Origin of the sequence: Pseudomonas sp. NPDC098740, assembly GCF_044760065.1 — a bacterium.
Taxonomy (GTDB): domain Bacteria; phylum Pseudomonadota; class Gammaproteobacteria; order Pseudomonadales; family Pseudomonadaceae; genus Aquipseudomonas; species Aquipseudomonas rossensis.
On the sequence record NZ_JBIWAM010000013.1, the window covers coordinates 15490 to 34783 of the forward strand.

Consider the following 19294-nt stretch of genomic DNA (forward strand, 5'->3'; position numbering starts at 1 on the left):
GCTTCCGGTGGGCTTGCGGGGGTTGTCAGAAGGTTGTGTAGAAAATTGCCAACCTCCTGAGGAAGGCTGTTTTTACCCGTTCGGGCTGACGCTTTTTCTTACAGTAAATCGAGACATGGTCGGCTATCGCAAACGCGGAAACTCATCTGCCTTTCGCTAACTACGGCTCAAGTAAGCCTTCCCATAATGCCGCTCCATCCTCGCCTGAATCAGCTCCAACCCGATCGACATCACCCAATAAATCACCGCCGCTGTCGTCAGCATTTCGATGTAGCGATAGCTCGACCGCCCATACGATTGCGCCAAAAACATAACCTCCCAAACCCCCATCACCGAGATCAGCGACGAGTCTTTGAGCATCGAGATGAATTGGTTGGTGGTCGGCGGGATGATGGTGCGCATGGCCTGGGGCAGGGTGACGCGCCAGAAGATCACTGTTTCGCGCATGCCCAGGGCCAGGGATGCTTCGCGTTGGCCGTGGGGGACGCCGAGGATGCCGGCGCGGAAGATCTCGCTCAGGTATGCGCCGTAGTTCAGCGACAGGGCGATGATGCCGGCGGCGATGGCGCCCGGGACGATGCCGAGTTGTGGCAGGCCGAGGTAGATCAGCAAGATCTGGATCAGCAGCGGCGTGCCACGAAAGAACGAGGCATAGAAGCTCGCAATCCCGAAGGCCACGGCGCTTTTCGACAGCCGCGCCAGGGCGGTGATGAAGCCCAGCAGCGAGGAGGTCACGATCGAGCACAGGCACAGAAACAGCGTCAGCGCCGCGCCCTGCAAAAAGCCGTTGGGCGCCAGGTGCAGGCCGATCAGGTTCGGCAGTTTGTCGAGGATGATCGAGAACTTCAGGTCGAAGCTCAGGAAGAAACTGGCGAACAACCCGAACATCGCTGCCCAGGTCAGGTACAGCCGCGTGCGGAAACCGAAGATCCGTTGCAACAGCGACTCAGCCACCGGTTGCGGCGGCTGGGGAGGTTTTGGGAAAGAAGTCATTTACTGATGTCGGCACCGATCCATTTTTGCGACAGCTTGCTCAGGGTGCCGTCCTGTTTCAGCTGAGCGAAGACCTCACGCACTTTGGCGTCCCACTGGGCGTCGCCTTTTTCAATGGCCACCGAGTTCGGCTCCGAGTACAGCGGCTCGCCAGCGAGCTTGAAGCGTTTGTCTTCGGTCAGGCGCGGTTGTGCAGTGACAAGGTTGGTGAGGATCGCGTCCAGTCGAACTCCAGCGCCCAGGCCGAGGTCCTGGAAGGCGACATTGTCGGTGTCATACGGCGCGATCTGCACGTCTTCGAACGGGTACTGCAATTGAGTGTCCTCGGCGCCTTCGATCACCAGGTTTTTGTTCAGGTAGCTTTCGTAGCTGGAGGCACTGGTGAGGCCGACTTTCTTGCCGCTCAGGTCTTTGGCACTGTGGATGCTGTCGTCCTTGGTGTTGACCACGATCACGGCTGGCGAGGCGTAGTACTCGACCGGGAAGTCGAAGACCTCAGCGCGGGCCTTGCTCGGGGTCATGGAGCAGATGCAGATGTCGTAGCGCCCACTCCAGCGGCCGGCGGCGATCACGTCCCAGGACGGGGTTTCGAGGCGCAGTTTGACGCCCAGTTTGTCTGCCACGGCCTTGGCCACGTCGACGTCGAAGCCGTCGAGTTGATTCTGATTGTTGAGGAACGAGAAGGGTGGATAGCTTTCCATCAACACGCCCACCAATTCTTTCTTTTTTTCGACGCGATCCAGCGTGGCGCCGCCAAAGGCTTGGGTGGAGGCAGCCAGAATCGTCAGGCCCAGGGCCAGGAGTGGTTGGAATTTCACAGTCGATCCCTGATAAAAAAGAGGTTGTTATTAACCGGATGGTGCGTATTAAATAGTTATAAGTAAGACTCTGGTAGTGAGTTATTTTCATAAGCTTATGAGTGAAAAGCATATGGGCGCAGCAAGCACAGTAATTCTGGATGGCGGCATGGGTCGTGAGTTGCAGCGCCGAGGCGCGCCGTTCAGGCAGCCCGAGTGGTCGGCGCTGGCCTTGAGCGAAGCGCCGCAAGCGGTACAGGCGGTACACACGGCTTATATCGAAAGTGGTGCGAACGTGATCACCAGCAACAGTTACGCGGTGGTGCCGTTTCACATTGGCGAAGAGCGTTTTGCAGCCGAAGGGCAGGCGCTCGCGGCGTTGGCCGGTGAGCTGGCTCGGCGCGCTGTAGAGGTTTCGGGCAAAGCGGTGCGGGTGGCCGGTTCATTGCCGCCGCTGTTTGGCTCCTACCGTCCGGACCTTTTCGATGCTGCTCGGGTGACTGAATTGTTGACGCCGCTGGTGAAGGGTCTCGCGCCTCATGTCGATCTGTGGCTGGCGGAAACCCAGAGCTCGATCGTTGAAGCGCGAGCGATCCATGCCGGTCTGCCAACGGACGGCAAACCGTTCTGGCTGTCGTTTACCCTGAAGGATGAGGACACGGATGAGGTGCCGCGCCTGCGTTCGGGTGAGCCGGTGGCTGACGCCGCAGCAGTGGCGGCTGAGCTGGGCGTCGAGACGTTGCTGTTCAATTGCAGCCAGCCGGAAGTGATCGGTGCTGCGATTGATGCCGCGCGGGAAACCTTCGAGCGTTTGGGGGTGAAGATTCACATCGGCGCGTACGCCAATGCCTTCCCGCCGCAACCGAAAGAGGCCACGGCCAACGACGGTTTGGACCCGTTGCGTGACGATCTCGATCCGCCGGGTTACTTGCAGTGGGCGGCGGATTGGAAAGAGCGCGGCGCCAGTCATTTGGGCGGTTGCTGCGGGATCGGGCCGGAGCACATTGCGGTGCTTGCCCAGAAATTAGCGTGAAGCCAATCGCGAGCAAGCTCGCTCCCACAGGGATTTTCGGTGAACGCAATATTGGGGATCGCCGCAGATCAATTGTGGGCGCGAGCTTGCTCGCGATATAGGTAGTCCGTCCAGGCGCCGATGTTTTACCTGCGGCACTCGGCCAGGGTTTTCACCTGCCCCGAATCCGCCTGGTTCTCATCGGACAGCCAGTGCTCAAACCCTGCCCCGATCGCTGGCCATTCCGAGTCCAGAATCGAATACCACGCCGTATCCCGGTTCTGACCCTTGACCACCATGTGCTGGCGAAACACGCCCTCAAAACTGAACCCCAGCCGTTCGGCCGCGTATTTGGAGCGGGCATTGCCGTTGTTGCACTTCCACTCCAGACGGCGATAACCCAGCGCAAAGGATTCCTTGGCCAGCAAATAAACCGCCTCGGTGCTTTTCGGTGAGCGCTGCATCGGCGCACCGAAAGTGACATGGCCGATCTCGATCCGACCTTGTGAAGGAACAATCGACATCAAACTGAGGATGCCCTGCACATCGCCGCTGGCACGGTCGATCACACTAAAGAAATACGGGTCGCTATTGGCCGCATGATTGTTCAGCCAATCGTTGAAAGTGCTGCGCTCCGGGAAAGGACCGTATGGCAAATAGTCCCAGAGTTTTGGGTCCGAACCCGGGCCTTGCAGGGCCTTCCACAAACCGTCGGCGTGACGCGCCGGGTCGAGTTTTTCCAGGCGGATGAAACGCCCTTCGATGGTTTGAACCGACGGTGCCGGAACGCCTTTCCAGTCGGCGAGTGAAATCGACATGCTGCTCTCCTTGAACCTTAAATGGCTTTGCGAAACTGGATGAAACCGGGGCGTTCGGCGATGCGCTCATAGAGCTGAATCGCAGTGGTATTGGTTTCGTGGGTCAGCCAGTGGACCTTGCAGCAACCGTCCTCTTTGGCTGTCGCGTAAACGAATTCGATCAACTGTCGGCCGACACCAGTGCCGCGGGTTTCAGGCGTTACCAACAGGTCTTGCAGGTAGCAGGAGTTTTCGATGCTCCAGTTCGAACGATGGTAGATGAAGTGCACCATGCCCACCGCTTTGCCGTCGGCCCAGGCCAGCGCGGCATGGGTCGGTTCGCTCGGGTCGACCAGGCGCTGCCACGTGCTTTGGGTGACGGCCTCAGGCAGTTCGGTGTTGTAGAAGCGCAGGTACGCTTGCCACAAGGGCAACCAGGCGGCGCGGTCGTCGGCGGTGATCTGGCGGATGTCGATCTGACTCATGTTCGTTCCTTAACGTATCAAGTGGGCGAGGGCCTGGTCGTGCACATCAGGGCTGGCGGCAAGCCCCTCGCGCACACCGGTGATGTCTGCAGCGTTGCGGTTCTGGCTGAGCTTGCGTTTGCCTTCCAGGCGCTGGATCGGCAAGGCAAAACCGACGATGGCCTTGAGCATCCCATCAATGTAGTCGGCGGGGGCATCGGCGACTTTCCATGGACTGGCGCGACTCGCTTCATGACGATCAGTCAGCGCGCTGACCAGAGTGCGCAGGCGATCGGCGTCGGTGAACACTTCGGCCGTGCCGTACGCATGCACGGCGACGTAGTTCCAGGTCGGCACCACTTTGCCGTGCTCGGCTTTGCTCGGGTAAAACCCCGGGCTGACGTAAGCGTCGGCACCGGCAAAAATCACCAGGGCTTCGGCGCCGTTCTGCAGTTCCTTCCATTGCGGATTGGCCTTGGCAAAGTGTCCAAAAAGGGTGCCATTCGGGCCCTGGTCTGAACTCAGCAGCAGCGGCAAATGGCTGGCTTGCAGACCTTGTTCCCCGTGTGTGACCAACACAGCGAGGCGGGTACCGAGTATCTGCTGGTGCAGTTCATGCAAATCATCTATGGCAAAGCTACTTGGCGTGTACATGGAGATTTTCCTTGGCGAATGCCTGCATCCTAGGCAGGCTATTGGTCTGTTGTAAGAGCCATTAACGACCAATTTCATAGGTCCATTGCCATGACCAGCGAGCCACTGTCCTTGTCATTCAACCCGGCGGGTATCGAACTCGATCGCCGTCAGGGTTTGAGTCGTCAGCTCTATCAGGCCTTGCGGGTGCGAGTGCTCGACGGTCGGCTGGCCAGCGGTACGCGATTACCGGCCAGTCGTGATCTGGCGGCGGCGTTGTCGATTTCCCGAAACAGCGTGGTCCGGGCCTACGATCAGCTCTACGCCGAGGGCTTTATTGAAGGGCGTGTGGGTGACGGGACGTATGTCGCGCAATTGCCTCAATCAGTGTTGTCGGTGAAAAAACTATCCACAAAAGTATCCACAGGGTTGTCAACAGGGTTACCCACAGCCTTATCCACAAATTGGCTGGATTTACCTGTGGTTTCATCCAGCAAAGTTATCCACAGCGGCGCATTGGGGCGGGTTGAAAGGAATCATTTGGCCTTGCCTCCCGTCGGTCCACCCCGTGCATTTCGGGTGGGTGTTCCGGCTTTCGACCTGTTCCCTTTCGAGGTCTGGGCCAAGCTGAATGCGGCTTTCTGGCGTAAACCGGATCTCCAGCAGCTGTGTTACGGCGATCCTGCGGGCGATGCACGATTACGCGGTCTGATTGCCGCGTATTTGCGCAGTTCCCGGGGGATGCAGTGCACGACTGAGCAAATAGTGATCACCAGTGGCGCACAGCAGGGGATTAGCCTTTGTGCACAGCTGCTGGTAGAGCCGGGCGATGGCGTGGCGATTGAGAATCCGGGGTATCGGGCGGCGGGTCATGCGTTCGCCGTGGCCGGTGCGCGATTGCACGGGGTGGCGGTGGACAGCGAGGGCATCGACTGCACCGAATTGAACGGGCTCAACGATTGTCGTCTGGCCTATGTCACTCCGTCGCATCAGTACCCGACCGGGGTGGTGATGAGTCTGGCGCGGCGGCTGGAGTTGTTGGCCTGGGCCGAGCGAACCCAGGGTTGGATCGTCGAGGATGATTACGATGGCGAGTATCGTTACAGCGGCGCGCCACTGGCACCGCTGGCTGCGCTTGATCGTCACGGGCGGGTGCTCTACGTCGGCACTTTCGGCAAAGTGGCTTTCCCGGCATTGCGCCTGGGCTATCTGGTGCTGCCACCGGCATTGGTGGACGCTTTCGCCCAGCGTCGCGCGGTCGATGTTCGGCATTCCGAGGTGAGCACCCAGGCCGTCATGGCCGAGTTCATGGCGGCCGGGCATTTCCAGCGGCATATCCGCCGCATGCGCCGCGCCGCGTTGAGTCGCCGCAACACACTTCTGGCCAACTGGCCCTCGGATATTCCCGGGGTTGGCAGCCTGCCGAGTGTGGCGGCAGGGCTGCACCTGACAGTGGCGGTCGACACTCAGGCCCGCGAACGCGAACTGATTGAAGCCGCCGCCAGCGTTGATGTCGAGATCAACGGCCTGAGCAGTTACTGGCTACCGGATTCGAGAAACACTGTGGATCAACGCGCCGGGTTGGTGCTGGGCTTTGCGGCGGTGCCCGAGGCGGCGATCAGCGCAGCGCTCGGGCGATTGCAAAAGGCTTGGCGGCCCTGAGATCGAGGACTTCCGTCAGGTGTCAGGTCCCGGACTTGATCTTGGTCCAGGCCCGGGTTCGTGCCCGTTCGGCGTCACGGGGCAGGGGTTGCAGGGTGTAGAGCGTGCTCATCGCCGTTTCGGTCGGGTACAGGTTCGGGTTGTTGCGGATCGCCGGGTCGACCAATTCTGTGGCGTCCTTGTTCGGGTTCGGGTAGCCGACGAAGTCGCTGACCGGTGCAATCACCTGCGGCTGCAACAAGTAGTTGATAAAGGTGTAGGCGTCTTCCGGGTTCTTCGCGCCTTTCGGGATCGAAAGCATGTCGAACCAGATCGGCGCGCCTTCTTTCGGCAGGCGCATGTCGACGATCACGCCGTTCTTGGCTTCCTTGGCGCGGTTGGCGGCCTGGGCGAAGCTGCCGGAGTAACCGACAGCGACGCAGATGTCACCGTTGGCGATGTCGGCCATGTACTTCGAAGAATGGAAGTAGGTGACGTAAGGACGGATCTTCATCAACAGCGCTTCAGCCTTTTCGTAGTCCGCCGGTTTCTTGCTGTTGGGGTCCAGTCCGAGGTGTTGCAGGGCCAGCGGAAGGATCTCCGACGGCGAGTCGAGTAGCGCAACACCGCACTGTTTGAGCTTGCTGATGTTCTCTTCCTTGAAGATCAGGTCCCAGCTGTCCACCGGCGCGTTGTCGCCCAGCGCAGCTTTGACCTTGTCCGGGTTGAAGCCGATCAGGATGGTGCCGTACATGTACGGCACGGCAAATTTGTTGCCCGGATCGTTGGCTTCGATCAGCTTCATCAGCTTGGGGTCGAGGTGGTTCCAGTTCGGCAGTTTGCTGCGGTCCAGTGGCTGGAAAACGCCGGCCTCGATCTGCTTGGCGAGGAACACGTTGGATGGCACCACCACGTCGTAGCCGGAGTTGCCGGTCAGCAGCTTGGCTTCGAGTGCTTCGTTGGTGTCGAAGATGTCGTAGACCAGTTTGGTCTGGGTGTTCTGGGCCTTGAAGTCTTCCAGCGCCTTGGGGGTGATGTAGTCGAACCAGTTGTAGACGCGCAACGTTCGCTCTTCAGCGTGGACGGCACCACTGAGCACTGTGGCGCACAGCACTGTGGGGAAGAGTGCTGGCGCGATAAAACGCTTGAGACTGATCATTGTTCTAATTCCTCATTGGGCGCTTTCAAAACCTTCGAGAACGTTCACGGCATTGATGCCGATTTCTTCTACCGCGTAGCCGCCTTCCATCACGAACAGCGTCGGCTTGCCGAGGCCGGCGATGCGTGCGCCCATGGCCAGGTAATCCGGGCTGTCGAGCTTGAACTGGGAGATCGGGTCGTCCTTGAACGTATCGACGCCCAGGGATACGACGACGATATCGGCGCCGTACTTTTCGATCTCTTTGCAGGCGTGTTCCAGCGCGGCACTCCAACTGTCCCAACCGCTGCCGGCCGGCAAAGGGTAGTTGAAGTTGAAACCTTCGCCGGCCCCTTCACCCCGCTCATCTTCATACCCGAGGAAGAACGGGAACTCGGCTTCCGGATGCCCGTGGATCGAGGTGAACAGCACGTCGCTGCGTTCGTAGAAAATCGATTGAGTACCGTTGCCGTGGTGGTAGTCGACGTCGAGGATCGCGACTTTTTTGTGGCCCTGATCGAGGAACGCCTGCGCAGCGATGGCGGCATTGTTGAGGTAGCAATAACCGCCCATCAAATCGCTGGCGGCGTGGTGTCCCGGTGGACGACACAGGGCGAAGGCACTGCGGGCGCCGCGTTGAATGACGGCTTGAGCGGTCAACGCGACTTGCGCCGCGCTGTATGCCGCTTGCCAGGTACCGGCGGTAATCGGTGCGCCGCCGTCGAAGCTGTAATAGCCGAGTTGGCCGTGCAGGCTGGTGGGCATGATCCGGCGCAGGGTGCGGGCCGGCCAGGTGTAGGGCAGCAAGTCGCCGTCGGTACCGAATTCGGTCCAGCGCGCCCAGGCACCTTTGAAGAAGTCGAGATAATCGCGGCTGTGGATGCGTGCGATCGGGTCGAGGCCGAAATCCTGCGGCGCCTCTACAGGGCCGAGGGCGCGGTACTGCACGCGTTGCAGAACGTGGTCGGCCCGCGAAGGCATTTCGAAGCAGGGCATCAGTTGCCCGTCCATCAATTCACAACGGCCATGGTGCAGGTGGTGATCGTCCGAGTAGATCGTCAGCATTTCTTGTTCTCCGCAGGCTGATTCGGTTGAACACAGTCTTGCGGCGCGCGGCGTTTGAGAGAACGGCAGGAAAGGCCAAAAGGGGATCGATATGGCCAAAAGAATTGACCGGAATTCGCCCCTTGTTGGCGCGACATGCCCCACCTCAGAGCATGGAGTGCTCCCACAGGGGCTATCCGTGTGGCCGGAACTGACTGGGCGCCACGCCGCTCCAGCGCACAAACGCATGACGGAAACTCGCGGTCTCGCTGAACCCCAGCGCTTCTGCAATCCGATAGATCGGCAATTGATCCTCGCAGAGCATGCGTTTGGCCTGCTCGAACCGCAGCTCATCAAGCAATTCCTGATAGCTGCACCCCAGATCCTTCAAGTGCCGACGCAAGGTGCGCGCCGAGCAATTCATCTGTTCGGCCAAACCTTCGAGGCCAGGCGCCGCATTCAACTGTGCGCTGAGTAGCTGGCGGATTCGTCCCAGCCAGACCTGGCGACCCGTGAACTCGGTGTTCTGTTTGCGGCAGCGTTCGGCCATGGCCTGATGGGTGATGACGTCGGCCAGTGGCAAGGGTTGATCGAGCCAGCGTTTATCAAAGGCGAAGGCGTTGGACGCAGCGTCGAACTGCAAGGGGCAATCGAAACGTTCGGTGTAGCGTGCCTGATAGTCCGGTGCCGGGTATTCGAAGCGGGCGCCAAGCAGCGGCAACGGTTGGCCGAGCAGGTCTTCGCAAGTGACCTTCATCGAAACCAGGCAAAACTCGACATTGAATGGCGCCAGCGCAGGGTTTTCCCGATAGTCGCCCGCGGTGAGCCAGATGCGCTCGTTATCCTCTTCCAGGCTCAACTCGAACAGTGTTCCTAATAGCGCCGGATAGTGCAGTGCCAGCCGTAAGGCGTCACCTAAAGTGGCGCTGGTGAGTAAGGCGTACCCGAGCATGCCGTAGGACGAAACATGCATTCGCCGGCCCAATTCCAGGCCGATATCACGCTTGAGCGCGACGGCGTTGGCGCAGACCTGCATCTCCTGATTGGTGGTGATGCGCGTGTCCGCCCGGCTCAGATCCGCCGCGCTGATGCCGCTTCCGGCGAGTAGTGCTTCGCTCGACAGGCCTTCAGCCTTGAAGGCGTTGAGCACCAGGGAGACAGCGTTGAGGGTGGTGAGGTGGGAGTGGAGCATGGGGTGTTCCAGCCTTGGGATGCTGGAACGGCAGCAAGTTACATGCCTGACGATGATCCCCTGTGGGAGCAAGCTCGCTCCCACAGGGTTTTGTGTGGTGTCAGCTCAGTTCGCCGCAGAGGTCTAGTTCTACTAGTTGTCGAACTTCAGTAGTTTCCAGCCCTGCACCCAACAGCGCATGCAACTTGCCGAACGCGGCTTCACGGGTCATGCCACCACCCGAAAGCACGCCAACGCCACGCAACCGACTGCCAGCCTCGTAAACGTCAAGCTCGACGCCACCTTCATGGCATTGCGTAACCGCGACCACCACCACACCCTTGTCCCGCGCCCGTTCCAGGCTGGCGAGGAACTCCGGATTGTCGCTCGGCCCGGTACCGCTGCCGTAGCACTCCAGCACCAGGCCTTGAATGCCGCTGTCGAGCAGGCCGTCCAGTATCTCGGCGCCGATGCCGGGGAACAGCGGCAGCACAGCGACTTTCGCCAATTGCTTGATCTTGCGGTAATGCAACTCCACTGGCAGCGCTGGCGCTTTCACGCCGCCGCCCTGACGCTCCAGTCGCTTGAACGGATGACGACCGAAACTGCGCACCTTCGCGCAACGGGTCGGGTCCAGCAGTTCGCCGTGGAAGTACAGATGAGCGCCCGGCGCAAGGCCGTGACCCAAAGCAACCAGCGCGCCACTGAGGTTTTCCCAGGCATCACTGTCGGTCACGCCGGCCGGCAGCATGGAGCCGGTGAACACCACGCGGGCCTGCAGGCCGAGCAATTGAAAACACATAGCAGCAGCGCTGTAGGCCAGGGTGTCGGTACCGTGCAGGATCAGCACGCTGTCGCAACCCTGCACATCCACCGCGTCAACCACCGCTTCACGCAGTTGCTGCCAGTAAGCCGGGCTCATGTTGGCGCTGTCGATCAGCGGCGACATCTCGCGAAAGCGCCACTGCGGCACAACGAGATCAGGTTGGCTGTGCAGATACTCGCGCATCCGCGCTTCAAAACCGGACGCCGGGGCCAGGCCGTGAACGCTGGCTTGCATACCGATGGTGCCACCGGTGTAGAGCACCATGACGTGCTGGGTGGCAGGATAGGTCGAGGAATTCATGGGGGTTCTCCGAGAACGATAACAGCATGCGGTCGAGCATGACGCTGACCGCACGTTGTGTCACGTCGGACGCAGGGGATGCGCCCGGTTTTTACCGATCAGCGTTGCGCTGCGGGTACGCCTTGCGGTTCAGCTTCAGCCTTGATGGCGGCCGCTGGCGGATTGGCGGGCCAGGCTTTCAAGTCCAGGTCCAGATCCGGGAACTTGCTCGAATCGAACACTGGCGTCTTGATACCGGCCGCGCGCTGGTCATCGTAGTCACGCAGGATGCGCATGCCGACTTTGAACAGCAGGAACAGCGCGATCAGGTTCACGAACGCCAGCAGGGTCATGGTGATGTCGGCGAATGCGAACACCGTACCCAGGTTCTCGATCGCACCCCAGTAGATCAACACCAGTACCAGTGCGCGGTAGCCGATCAGCGCCTTGCGGTTTTCACCGATCAGGAACCGCAGGTTGTTCTCGCCCAGATAGTAGTTGTAGAGGATCGAGGTGAACACGAACAACGACAGGGCCACGGAGATGAAGCTCCGGCCCCAGTCACCGACCACGGCAGCGAGCGAGTTCTGGGTCAGGGCAATGCCGTCGCCTTCGAAGCCTGGTGTGTAGAAGCCCGAGAGCAGGATCAGCAACGCGGTGCAGGTGCAGATCACAAAGGTGTCGAGGAACACGCTGAACGCCTGAACCACGCCTTGCGAAACCGGGTGCTCGACCGAGGCCACAGCGGCCACGTTCGGCGCACTGCCCAGGCCCGCTTCGTTGGCGAACACGCCACGCTTCACGCCCATGACGATGGCACTGCCGATCAGGCCGCCGAAGGCCTGGTCGAGACCAAAGGCGCTTTTGACGATGGTCATCAACATGCCCGGAACGTGGTCGAATTGCAGCACGATCACGTAGATGGTCACGCCGATGTACACCAGGGTTTTCACCGGCACCAACAGGTCAGCGACCTTGGCGATCCGCTTGATACCACCGATGAACACCAGACCCAGCAACACCGCCAGGGCCAGGCCCGTGTAAGTGGGGTCGAGGTCGAAAGCGTTTTTCAGCGAGTGGGTCACGGCGTGGGATTGCAGACCGTTGAAGGCGAAGCCGAAGGTGATCAGCAGCAGGAACGCCATGATCATGCCCAGCCAGCGTTTCTGCAGGCCGTGCTGGATGTAATAGGACGGGCCGCCACGGTACGTGCCGTCGGAATCGCAGCGCTTGTAGAGCTGGCCGAGGGAACATTCGAAGAAGCTGCTGGACATGCCGACCAACGCGGTCACCCACATCCAGAACACCGCGCCCGGACCACCCAAGGTCACGGCGATACCCACACCGGCGATGTTACCCGCACCGACGCGACCGGCGAGGCTGAGCATCAAGGCCTGGAACGAACTGAGTTGACCGGCGCTGCTTTTCAGGCTGTCGCGGAACACCGCGAACATGTGGAAAAAGTGGCGCAATTGAACGAAACGCGAGCGGATCGTGAAGTAGCTACCGAGCCCGACAATGAGCACGATCAATACTTTCCCTGAGAGGAAGTCGTTAATGACTTCGAGCATGGATTATTCCTCGCTGTTTTTTGTTTAGGCAAATGCTGGAGGGGCAGAAATGTCGCGTTACACCGGCTTGCGCGTGGCACAACAGGTGAGGCGAAGGTTCGTCCCGGTTCCATATCGCAGGTTGTTATTAGTTCGGGTTTCGCATGGGTTTGGGCCTCGTTACCGACGACCGCTCACGCGAAGAGGGGCGGCACTATACCTATGAGCGTGCCGTCCGTCTGCACGGTTGTGGTGCAAGCATCGAAACGAGGTGCTGCAAGATCAAAAGATCGCAGCCTTCGGCAGCTCCTACAGGGTGTACATCAAATCCTGTAGGAGCTGCCGAAGGCTGCGATCTTTGCGGTTTCAGACATATTCGTATCCGCAAAAGAGTTAAAAAAAAGGGCTTGGGGAATAAATCCCCAAGCCCTCAAAAGGTGAGAGGTGTCTAGTCCCTCGACCTGGTGAGCGTGGCGCTTCGTGCTCTTCGTTAAAAGAGCAAGCGCCGGCGTTGCGTTCGGTTAAGCCTTCAGAGGCACCAGACGCGGAGCAATCATGTTTTCCGGGCGCAGGATGTCGGCGAGCATTTCGTCGTCGAGCAAGCCTTCTTCGCGCACCAGTTCCAGCACGCCGCGGCCGCTTTCGAGGGCGATACGGGCGATGCGGGTGGCGTTTTCATAGCCGATGTACGGGTTCAGCGCGGTGACCAGGCCGATCGAGTGCTCGACCAGTTCACGGCAACGCTCTTCGTTGGCGGTGATGCCGACGATGCAGTGCTCGCGCAGCATGTCCATGGCGCGTTGCAGCAGGCGGATCGAGTCGAAGATCTTGAACGCGATCAGCGGCTCCATCACGTTCAGTTGCAGTTGGCCGCCTTCGGCTGCGATGGTCAGCGCCAAGTCGTTGCCGATGATCTGGAACGCCACCTGGTTAACCGCTTCCGGGATAACCGGGTTGACCTTGCCAGGCATGATCGAGCTGCCTGGCTGGCGCGCCGGCAGGTTGATTTCGTTGATGCCGGTGCGTGGGCCGCTGGACAGCAGGCGCAGGTCGTTGCAGATCTTCGAAAGCTTGACCGCGGTGCGCTTGAGCATGCCGGAGAACAGCACGAAGGCACCCATGTCGGAGGTGGCTTCGATCAGGTCGGCGGCTGGAACCAGCGGTTGACCGCTGATCAGTGCCAGACGCTGAACGGCCAGGAGTTGGTAGCGTGGGTCGGCGTTGATGCCGGTACCGATCGCTGTGCCGCCCAGGTTCACTTCGGTCAGCAGCTCAGGAGCCAGTGTCTTCAGACGCGCCAGGTCTTCGCCCAGCGTGGTGGCGAAAGCGCGGAATTCTTGACCCAGGGTCATTGGCACGGCGTCTTGCAGCTGCGTACGACCCATCTTCAATACGTGGCTGAACTCGACACCTTTGGCGGCGAACGCCTGGATCAGGCTGTCGAGGCTGGCCAGCAGCGCGTCGTGACCTAGCAGCAGACCCAGACGGATCGCGGTCGGGTAGGCGTCGTTGGTCGACTGCGCCATGTTCACGTCGTTGTTCGGGTGTAGGTATTGGTATTCGCCCTTCTGGTGACCCATGGCCTCCAGCGCGATGTTGGCGATGACTTCGTTGGCATTCATGTTGGTTGAAGTGCCAGCGCCGCCTTGAATCATGTCCACCACGAACTCTTCGTGGAAATCGCCGCGGATCAAACGTGCACAGGCTTCGCTGATGGCAGCGTGCTTGGCTTCGCTCAGGTGACCCAGTTCGCGGTTGGCGTCAGCGGCGGCCTGTTTGACCATTGCCAGGCCGACAACCAGCTTCGGGTAATGCGAAATCGGAACGCCGGAGAGACGGAAGTTGTTCACCGCTCGCAGGGTCTGGATGCCGTAATACGCTTGAGCAGGTACTTCGAGTACGCCAAGCAGGTCTTTTTCTGTGCGGAAAGATGCAGCGGAGGACATGATAGAAATCATCTCGATATGGACCCGGTCTGTGCCGGAACACTGCAAATGCTAGGCTTGTGGAGAATTTTCGGCCAATGCTGTTAAACACTGGCCTATGCACATTCGGCATAATGCCCGTGTGACGCCGTGTCTGCGGCGAGCGTGTGACCTAAATTGGTGCGTGTCCGGGAGGGCGTGATGAACCTTGAAAGTAAATGGCTTGAGGACTTTAGTGCTCTGGCCGCCACCCGCAGCTTCTCCCAGGCTGCCGAACGACGCTTCGTGACGCAGCCTGCCTTTAGCCGGCGAATCCGCAGCCTGGAGGCCGCGTTGGGCCTGCAATTGGTCAACCGCTCGCGCACGCCCATCGAATTGACGGCGGCGGGGCAGTTGTTTCTGGTCACCGCGCGGACGGTGGTCGAGCAGCTCGGTGAAGTGTTGCGTCACCTTCATCACCTGGAAGGCGGGCAGGGCGAGGTGATGCAGGTCGCCGCCGCTCACTCTCTGGCGCTGGGTTTCTTCCCGCGCTGGATCGCGCAGTTGCGTAATGAAGGCCTGAACATCGCGACGCGCCTGGTGGCAACCAACGTCGGTGACGCGGTGCATGCCCTGCGTGAAGGCGGTTGCGATCTGATGCTGGCGTTCTACGACCCGGATGCCGCGATGCAGATGGACCCGGAAATCTTCCCGTCGCTGCACCTTGGCGACACCGAAATGCTCCCGGTTTGCGCGGCTGATGCCGACGGTAAGCCACTGTTCGATCTGGAAGGCGAAGGCAGTGTTCCGCTGCTGGCTTACAGCGCCGGGGCGTTTCTAGGGCGTTCGGTGAACATGCTGCTGCGCCAGCGTGCGCTGCGCTTCACCACCATTTATGAGACTGCCATGGCCGACAGCCTTAAAAGCATGGCGCTGGAAGGATTGGGCATTGCCTGGGTGCCGCGGCTCAGCGTGCGCGCCGAACTGGCTCGGGGTGAACTGGTGGTTTGCGGCGGCCCGCAATGGCATGTGCCACTGGAGATTCGTCTGTACCGCTGCGCGCTGGTGCGCAAGGCGAACGTGCGGTTGCTGTGGCGCAAACTTGAGGGTGGCGCCGCGCAAGGTACTTGAGCACATCGACTAACCCTGTGGGAGCGAGCTTGCTCGCGATGGCGGACTAACATTCAACATCAATAGTGACTGTCCCGACGCTATCGCGAGCAAGCTCGCTCCCACAGGGATTGGTGGTGTAATTGATTGACCTTCAAGTCAATAAAACCGGCACTTTGCCCCGAATGACAGATGGTCGTATCGGGGGCTGTTTATCTGCTTCATTGAGGTATACTGCGCGGCCTTCGGCCGGTTCGTCCGGCCATAATTCGTACAATCAAGCCACGCATTTTGCGTGGCTTGTTGTTTTTTGACGCGCCTGCGGGCGCCCAGAGAGAAGAGGCACGACGATGAGTGCACTGGTTGGCGTGATCATGGGCTCCAAGTCCGATTGGTCCACCCTTAGCCACACCGCCGATATGCTGGAAAAGCTCGGCATTCCTTACGAGGTGAAAGTGGTCTCTGCCCACCGCACCCCGGACCTGCTGTTCCAGTACGCCGAAGAGGCTGAGGCGCGTGGCATCGAGGTGATCATCGCCGGTGCCGGCGGCGCGGCCCACTTGCCAGGCATGTGTGCGGCCAAGACCCACCTGCCGGTACTGGGTGTGCCGGTGCAGTCGTCGATGCTCTCGGGCGTCGATTCGCTGCTGTCTATCGTGCAGATGCCTGCGGGCATTCCGGTCGCCACCCTGGCCATCGGCAAGGCCGGCGCGATCAACGCAGCGCTGCTCTCGGCAAGCATCCTTGGCGCCAAGCACCCGCAGTTCCACGCGGTGCTGAAAAAATTCCGCGCTGAGCAGACAGACAGCGTCCTGGAAAATCCAGACCCACGCATCGCCTGAGGTTGTTGACGATGAAGATCGGTGTAATCGGTGGCGGCCAGTTGGGTCGCATGTTGGCGCTGGCGGGCACTCCGCTGGGCATGAACTTCGCTTTCCTGGACCCCGCGCCGGATGCTTGCGCAGCCGCGTTGGGCGAACACCTGCGGGCCGATTACGGCGATCAGGATTACCTGCGTCAGCTGGCCGATGAAGTCGATCTGGTGACTTTCGAGTTCGAAAGCGTCCCGGCCGAAACCGTGGCTTTCCTGTCGCAATTCGTCCCGGTCTACCCGAGCGCCGAAGCCTTGCGCATCGCCCGTGATCGCTGGTTCGAGAAGAGCATGTTCAAGGACCTGGGGATTCCAACCCCGGCGTTCGCCGACATTCAATCGCAAGCCGATCTGGACGCTGCCGTGGCTTCCATCGGTCTGCCGGCCGTGCTGAAAACCCGCACCCTGGGCTACGACGGCAAGGGTCAGAAGGTCCTGCGCAAGCCTGAAGACGTGGTCGGCACCTTCGCCGAACTGGGCAGCGTGGCTTGCCTGCTGGAAGGCTTCGTGCCGTTCACCGGCGAAGTCTCGTTGATCGCCGTGCGCGCTCGCGATGGTGAGACCAAGTTTTATCCGCTGGTTCACAACACCCACGACAGCGGCATCCTCAAGCTGTCCGTGGCCAGCACCGACCACCCGCTGCAAGCCTTGGCGGAAGACTATTCCAGCCGTGTGCTCAAGCAGCTGAATTACGTCGGCGTGATGGCGTTCGAGTTCTTTGAAGTCGACGGTGGCCTCAAGGCCAACGAGATAGCCCCGCGTGTGCACAACTCGGGTCACTGGACCACTGAAGGTGCCGAGTGCAGCCAGTTCGAAAACCACCTGCGGGCCGTTGTCGGTCTGCCGCTGGGTTCGACGGCCAAGGTCGGCGAGAGCGCGATGGTGAACTTCATCGGTAAAGTGCCGGAGACCGAGAAAGTCCTGGCCATTGCCGATTGCCATCTGCATCACTATGGCAAGGCGTTCAAGGTCGGTCGCAAGGTCGGTCACGCCAACCTGCGCTGCGCCGACAAGGCCACGCTGGAGCAGCAGATCCTCAAGGTCGAAGCGCTCATCGCCGAATAGTTTCATGTGGCAGCGGCGGAACCATTCAGGGGCCGCCGTTCTCTCATGGCAGGATGCCAAAGTCTGACTAGGCTTTGGGCATTGCCATTCAATCAGAGGGAAATGCCATGGGAATTATCGGAACCATCTTTATCGGCTTGATCGTCGGCCTGCTGGCTCGGTTCCTGAAACCGGGCGATGACAACATGGGCTGGATCATGACCATCCTGCTCGGTATCGGCGGTTCGCTGGCGGCCACTTATGGCGGCCAGGCTCTGGGCTTCTATCAGGCCGGGGAAGGCGCAGGCTTCCTGGGTGCGCTGGTGGGCGCCGTGATCTTGCTGGTGATCTACGGCTTGATCAAAAGGAACTGATTTAAGCGACAAAGCCCTCTCTGCTGCGCAAGCCGGGAGGGCTAGAATGCTCGGCGTTGCACTGTCCTCTCCTTTGCCGAGCACCTCCATGCGCCGTCTTCTGTTCACGCTCCTTTTACTGGGTACGGGCCTTGCCCACGCCGGCGAACTGCCGGAAACCGACTGGCTCGAATTGATGCCAAAGTCGGATCAGAAAGCCCTCGAGGCCATGCCCGAAATCGACCACAACTCCCCCGAAGCCAATGGCACCTTTACCCAAAAGGGTGGCATGAAGCAGAGCAAGGGTTTGCCGGCGGTGATGTATTCGACCAAAACCGTGCCGTCGATGAACGACAAGAACATCCGCATCGGTGGTTATCCGGTGCCGCTGGAATCCGACGCCAAGGGCCACAGCACGCTGTTCTTCCTCGTGCCGTATCCGGGCGCCTGCATCCACGTGCCGCCACCACCGCCTAATCAACTGGTGTTGGTGCGTTATCCGAAAGGTTTGAAGCTGAATGACATCTATACACCGCTGTGGGTGACCGGCACGCTGAAGGTCGAGAAGGTCAACAACGACCTGGCTGACGCAGCGTATGCGCTGGATGCGGCGAAGGTCAGAGTGGTGAAGGAGTCTGACCTGTAATTGAAGGATGGCTCAAAAGATCGCAGCCTGCGGCAGCTCCTCCATAGATCGGCGTAGGAGCTGCCGCAGGCTGCGATCTTTTGACTTTAAAGCGGCTTGCTGCCGATGCTGACGCCCAACGTGTGACTGGCACCCGGCGCTAATGTCACCACATCATCCATCACATTCGCCGTTTCAATGCACAGCATGCGCTGCCAGCCATCGTCGGCCATGTCACTGAACGCCGCAGCGCGTTCAATCCACGGATTCCAGATCACCGCCGAGCGTGAGCCGCTGCTGGTCAGCTCGATGCGCCGTTCCCAGGCCGGATCGACAATGCTCAGCTTCGCCGGGGTATTGAGATAGATACGATCGGTCTCGCCGACAAAACGCAGATCGCCGGTCTGAGTGACGGTTTTCCAGTCGTCCAGGGTTTCGATGTAACTCAAGCCATCCAGCCCTTCGACATGCACTTCGCGTACATCGCTGACCGCGAAATAGCTGTGCAGCGCCTGGCTGATGGTGACTTTGTCAGCGCCCTGGTTATGGCTGGTCAGGCTGATGTGCAGTTGCTCATCCAGACGAATGCTCAGCTTCAAATCCACTTGATGCGGCCAGCCGGGCAAGCCGCCTTCAGGGTAAGGCAGAACAAACTCCACCTCGAGGCTTTCGCCCTCGGTTTCAATGCCGCCCAGTTCCCAGTCCATCGCCCTTACCAGCCCGTGGGCGGTCGGCGCTTCATTGCTGACGCGCATCGCCTGAACGCTCTGCGGGTTGCGCGGCAAGTTGCCGAACCACGGCCAGCACACCGGAACCCCGGCGCGGATGCTCTTGCCAGTCTTGAACACTGCCTCGTCGTTGAGCCAGATCAGCGGCGGTTGCCCGGCCACTTGATAACTGAGGATGTGCGCGCCCTGCTGGGCAACCAGCAGTTCGGCCTGACCGTGGCGGATGCGCCAGCAGTTCAGTTCATCCAGTTTCACGGCTTCAACGTTGGGCGTGCTCATGGGGCAACTCTCGATCAGGAACAATGACTGCAATG

Annotated in this window: 19 protein-coding genes; 7 read left to right on the top strand and 12 right to left on the bottom strand. The window is 60.2% G+C overall.

Annotated elements, in window-relative coordinates; all coding sequences use genetic code 11:
• Positions 1 to 156: 156 nt before the first annotated feature.
• Both ACIQU2_RS17175 and ACIQU2_RS17180 read right to left on the bottom strand, forming a co-directional pair.
• Positions 157 to 993 (bottom strand): amino acid ABC transporter permease, encoded by an 837-nt coding sequence (locus tag ACIQU2_RS17175; protein WP_258618363.1) that lies wholly within the window; start codon positions 991 to 993, stop codon positions 157 to 159.
• Positions 990 to 1811 (bottom strand): ABC transporter substrate-binding protein, encoded by an 822-nt coding sequence (locus tag ACIQU2_RS17180; protein WP_403142767.1) that lies wholly within the window; start codon positions 1809 to 1811, stop codon positions 990 to 992. The genes ACIQU2_RS17175 and ACIQU2_RS17180 overlap by 4 nt, the downstream gene beginning before the upstream one ends.
• A 112-nt stretch (positions 1812 to 1923) precedes the next feature.
• Between ACIQU2_RS17180 and ACIQU2_RS17185 the strand changes: the two genes are divergently transcribed.
• Complete coding sequence (locus ACIQU2_RS17185) at positions 1924 to 2823, top strand: homocysteine S-methyltransferase family protein (RefSeq protein ID WP_403142769.1); 900 nt, start codon at positions 1924 to 1926, stop codon at positions 2821 to 2823.
• A gap of 125 nt (positions 2824 to 2948) precedes the next feature.
• Here the strand turns inward: ACIQU2_RS17185 and ACIQU2_RS17190 are convergent, their stop codons facing one another.
• The 3 genes from ACIQU2_RS17190 to ACIQU2_RS17200 are packed head-to-tail and all read right to left on the bottom strand — an operon-like array spanning position 2949 to position 4717.
• Positions 2949 to 3620, bottom strand: a complete 672-nt coding sequence (locus ACIQU2_RS17190) for a GNAT family N-acetyltransferase (protein WP_403142770.1) — start codon at positions 3618 to 3620, stop codon at positions 2949 to 2951.
• Between the two features lie 17 nt (positions 3621 to 3637).
• Entirely contained in the window at positions 3638 to 4084 is a 447-nt protein-coding gene (locus ACIQU2_RS17195) for a GNAT family N-acetyltransferase (RefSeq protein ID WP_403142771.1), read from the bottom strand.
• A gap of 9 nt (positions 4085 to 4093) precedes the next feature.
• Positions 4094 to 4717, bottom strand: a complete 624-nt coding sequence (locus ACIQU2_RS17200; RefSeq protein WP_403142774.1) for an FMN-binding negative transcriptional regulator — start codon at positions 4715 to 4717, stop codon at positions 4094 to 4096.
• A gap of 90 nt (positions 4718 to 4807) precedes the next feature.
• Here ACIQU2_RS17200 and ACIQU2_RS17205 point away from each other — a divergent pair, with 90 nt between their 5' ends.
• Positions 4808 to 6358, top strand: a complete 1551-nt coding sequence (locus ACIQU2_RS17205; RefSeq protein ID WP_403142777.1) for a PLP-dependent aminotransferase family protein — start codon at positions 4808 to 4810, stop codon at positions 6356 to 6358.
• 22 nt (positions 6359 to 6380) lie between these two features.
• Here the strand turns inward: ACIQU2_RS17205 and ACIQU2_RS17210 are convergent, their stop codons facing one another.
• The 6 genes from ACIQU2_RS17210 to aspA all read right to left on the bottom strand — a co-directional run bounded on the left by ACIQU2_RS17210 (position 6381) and on the right by aspA (position 14291).
• On the bottom strand, positions 6381 to 7496 hold the full coding sequence (locus ACIQU2_RS17210; protein ID WP_347804096.1) for a polyamine ABC transporter substrate-binding protein: 1116 nt from the start codon (positions 7494 to 7496) through the stop codon (positions 6381 to 6383).
• Between the two features lie 12 nt (positions 7497 to 7508).
• The gene (locus ACIQU2_RS17215; protein ID WP_403142779.1) at positions 7509 to 8540 is read right to left on the bottom strand and encodes a histone deacetylase family protein; all 1032 of its coding nucleotides are present in this window, start codon (positions 8538 to 8540) and stop codon (positions 7509 to 7511) included.
• A 172-nt stretch (positions 8541 to 8712) separates the two neighbouring features.
• Positions 8713 to 9711, bottom strand: coding sequence for an AraC family transcriptional regulator (locus ACIQU2_RS17220; protein WP_403142781.1), 999 nt, complete (start codon positions 9709 to 9711; stop codon positions 8713 to 8715).
• A 100-nt stretch (positions 9712 to 9811) separates the two neighbouring features.
• Positions 9812 to 10816, bottom strand: coding sequence for an asparaginase (locus ACIQU2_RS17225; RefSeq protein ID WP_403142784.1), 1005 nt, complete (start codon positions 10814 to 10816; stop codon positions 9812 to 9814).
• 98 nt (positions 10817 to 10914) lie between these two features.
• Positions 10915 to 12366, bottom strand: coding sequence for an alanine/glycine:cation symporter family protein (locus ACIQU2_RS17230; protein WP_403142787.1), 1452 nt, complete (start codon positions 12364 to 12366; stop codon positions 10915 to 10917).
• Positions 12367 to 12866: 500 nt separating this feature from the next.
• Positions 12867 to 14291: an aspartate ammonia-lyase gene (aspA, locus tag ACIQU2_RS17235; RefSeq protein ID WP_403142790.1), complete on the bottom strand. Its 1425-nt coding sequence runs from the start codon at positions 14289 to 14291 to the stop codon at positions 12867 to 12869.
• A gap of 180 nt (positions 14292 to 14471) precedes the next feature.
• On the opposite strand from aspA, the gene ACIQU2_RS17240 reads away from it, so the two are divergent.
• From ACIQU2_RS17240 to ACIQU2_RS17260, 5 genes are all read left to right on the top strand, one after another.
• Positions 14472 to 15380: a LysR substrate-binding domain-containing protein gene (locus ACIQU2_RS17240; protein WP_347804090.1), complete on the top strand. Its 909-nt coding sequence runs from the start codon at positions 14472 to 14474 to the stop codon at positions 15378 to 15380.
• A gap of 329 nt (positions 15381 to 15709) precedes the next feature.
• Positions 15710 to 16201, top strand: coding sequence for a 5-(carboxyamino)imidazole ribonucleotide mutase (purE, locus tag ACIQU2_RS17245; protein ID WP_008150032.1), 492 nt, complete (start codon positions 15710 to 15712; stop codon positions 16199 to 16201).
• Positions 16202 to 16212: 11 nt separating this feature from the next.
• Complete coding sequence (locus tag ACIQU2_RS17250) at positions 16213 to 17295, top strand: 5-(carboxyamino)imidazole ribonucleotide synthase (protein ID WP_403142793.1); 1083 nt, start codon at positions 16213 to 16215, stop codon at positions 17293 to 17295.
• A 107-nt stretch (positions 17296 to 17402) separates the two neighbouring features.
• Positions 17403 to 17648, top strand: coding sequence for a GlsB/YeaQ/YmgE family stress response membrane protein (locus tag ACIQU2_RS17255; RefSeq protein WP_347804088.1), 246 nt, complete (start codon positions 17403 to 17405; stop codon positions 17646 to 17648).
• A gap of 88 nt (positions 17649 to 17736) precedes the next feature.
• Complete coding sequence (locus ACIQU2_RS17260; protein WP_347804087.1) at positions 17737 to 18273, top strand: DUF3299 domain-containing protein; 537 nt, start codon at positions 17737 to 17739, stop codon at positions 18271 to 18273.
• Positions 18274 to 18359: 86 nt separating this feature from the next.
• Here the strand turns inward: ACIQU2_RS17260 and ACIQU2_RS17265 are convergent, their stop codons facing one another.
• The gene (locus ACIQU2_RS17265; RefSeq protein WP_347804086.1) at positions 18360 to 19259 is read right to left on the bottom strand and encodes a D-hexose-6-phosphate mutarotase; all 900 of its coding nucleotides are present in this window, start codon (positions 19257 to 19259) and stop codon (positions 18360 to 18362) included.
• Positions 19260 to 19294: the final 35 nt, after the last annotated feature.

Bases quoted from the DNA above. Each gene is read 5' to 3' on its own strand.
- ACIQU2_RS17175 (WP_258618363.1), bottom strand. From the start codon at position 993: ATGACTTCTTTCCCAAAACCTCCCCAGCCGCCGCAACCGGTGGCTGAG.
- ACIQU2_RS17185 (WP_403142769.1), top strand. From the start codon at position 1,924: ATGGGCGCAGCAAGCACAGTAATTCTGGATGGCGGCATGGGTCGTGAG.
- ACIQU2_RS17190 (WP_403142770.1), bottom strand. From the start codon at position 3,620: ATGTCGATTTCACTCGCCGACTGGAAAGGCGTTCCGGCACCGTCGGTT.
- ACIQU2_RS17195 (WP_403142771.1), bottom strand. From the start codon at position 4,084: ATGAGTCAGATCGACATCCGCCAGATCACCGCCGACGACCGCGCCGCC.
- ACIQU2_RS17200 (WP_403142774.1), bottom strand. From the start codon at position 4,717: ATGTACACGCCAAGTAGCTTTGCCATAGATGATTTGCATGAACTGCAC.
- ACIQU2_RS17205 (WP_403142777.1), top strand. From the start codon at position 4,808: ATGACCAGCGAGCCACTGTCCTTGTCATTCAACCCGGCGGGTATCGAA.
- ACIQU2_RS17210 (WP_347804096.1), bottom strand. From the start codon at position 7,496: ATGATCAGTCTCAAGCGTTTTATCGCGCCAGCACTCTTCCCCACAGTG.
- ACIQU2_RS17215 (WP_403142779.1), bottom strand. From the start codon at position 8,540: ATGCTGACGATCTACTCGGACGATCACCACCTGCACCATGGCCGTTGT.
- ACIQU2_RS17220 (WP_403142781.1), bottom strand. From the start codon at position 9,711: ATGCTCCACTCCCACCTCACCACCCTCAACGCTGTCTCCCTGGTGCTC.
- ACIQU2_RS17225 (WP_403142784.1), bottom strand. From the start codon at position 10,816: ATGAATTCCTCGACCTATCCTGCCACCCAGCACGTCATGGTGCTCTAC.
- ACIQU2_RS17230 (WP_403142787.1), bottom strand. From the start codon at position 12,366: ATGCTCGAAGTCATTAACGACTTCCTCTCAGGGAAAGTATTGATCGTG.
- aspA (WP_403142790.1), bottom strand. From the start codon at position 14,291: ATGTCCTCCGCTGCATCTTTCCGCACAGAAAAAGACCTGCTTGGCGTA.
- ACIQU2_RS17240 (WP_347804090.1), top strand. From the start codon at position 14,472: ATGAACCTTGAAAGTAAATGGCTTGAGGACTTTAGTGCTCTGGCCGCC.
- purE (WP_008150032.1), top strand. From the start codon at position 15,710: ATGAGTGCACTGGTTGGCGTGATCATGGGCTCCAAGTCCGATTGGTCC.
- ACIQU2_RS17250 (WP_403142793.1), top strand. From the start codon at position 16,213: ATGAAGATCGGTGTAATCGGTGGCGGCCAGTTGGGTCGCATGTTGGCG.
- ACIQU2_RS17255 (WP_347804088.1), top strand. From the start codon at position 17,403: ATGGGAATTATCGGAACCATCTTTATCGGCTTGATCGTCGGCCTGCTG.
- ACIQU2_RS17260 (WP_347804087.1), top strand. From the start codon at position 17,737: ATGCGCCGTCTTCTGTTCACGCTCCTTTTACTGGGTACGGGCCTTGCC.
- ACIQU2_RS17265 (WP_347804086.1), bottom strand. From the start codon at position 19,259: ATGAGCACGCCCAACGTTGAAGCCGTGAAACTGGATGAACTGAACTGC.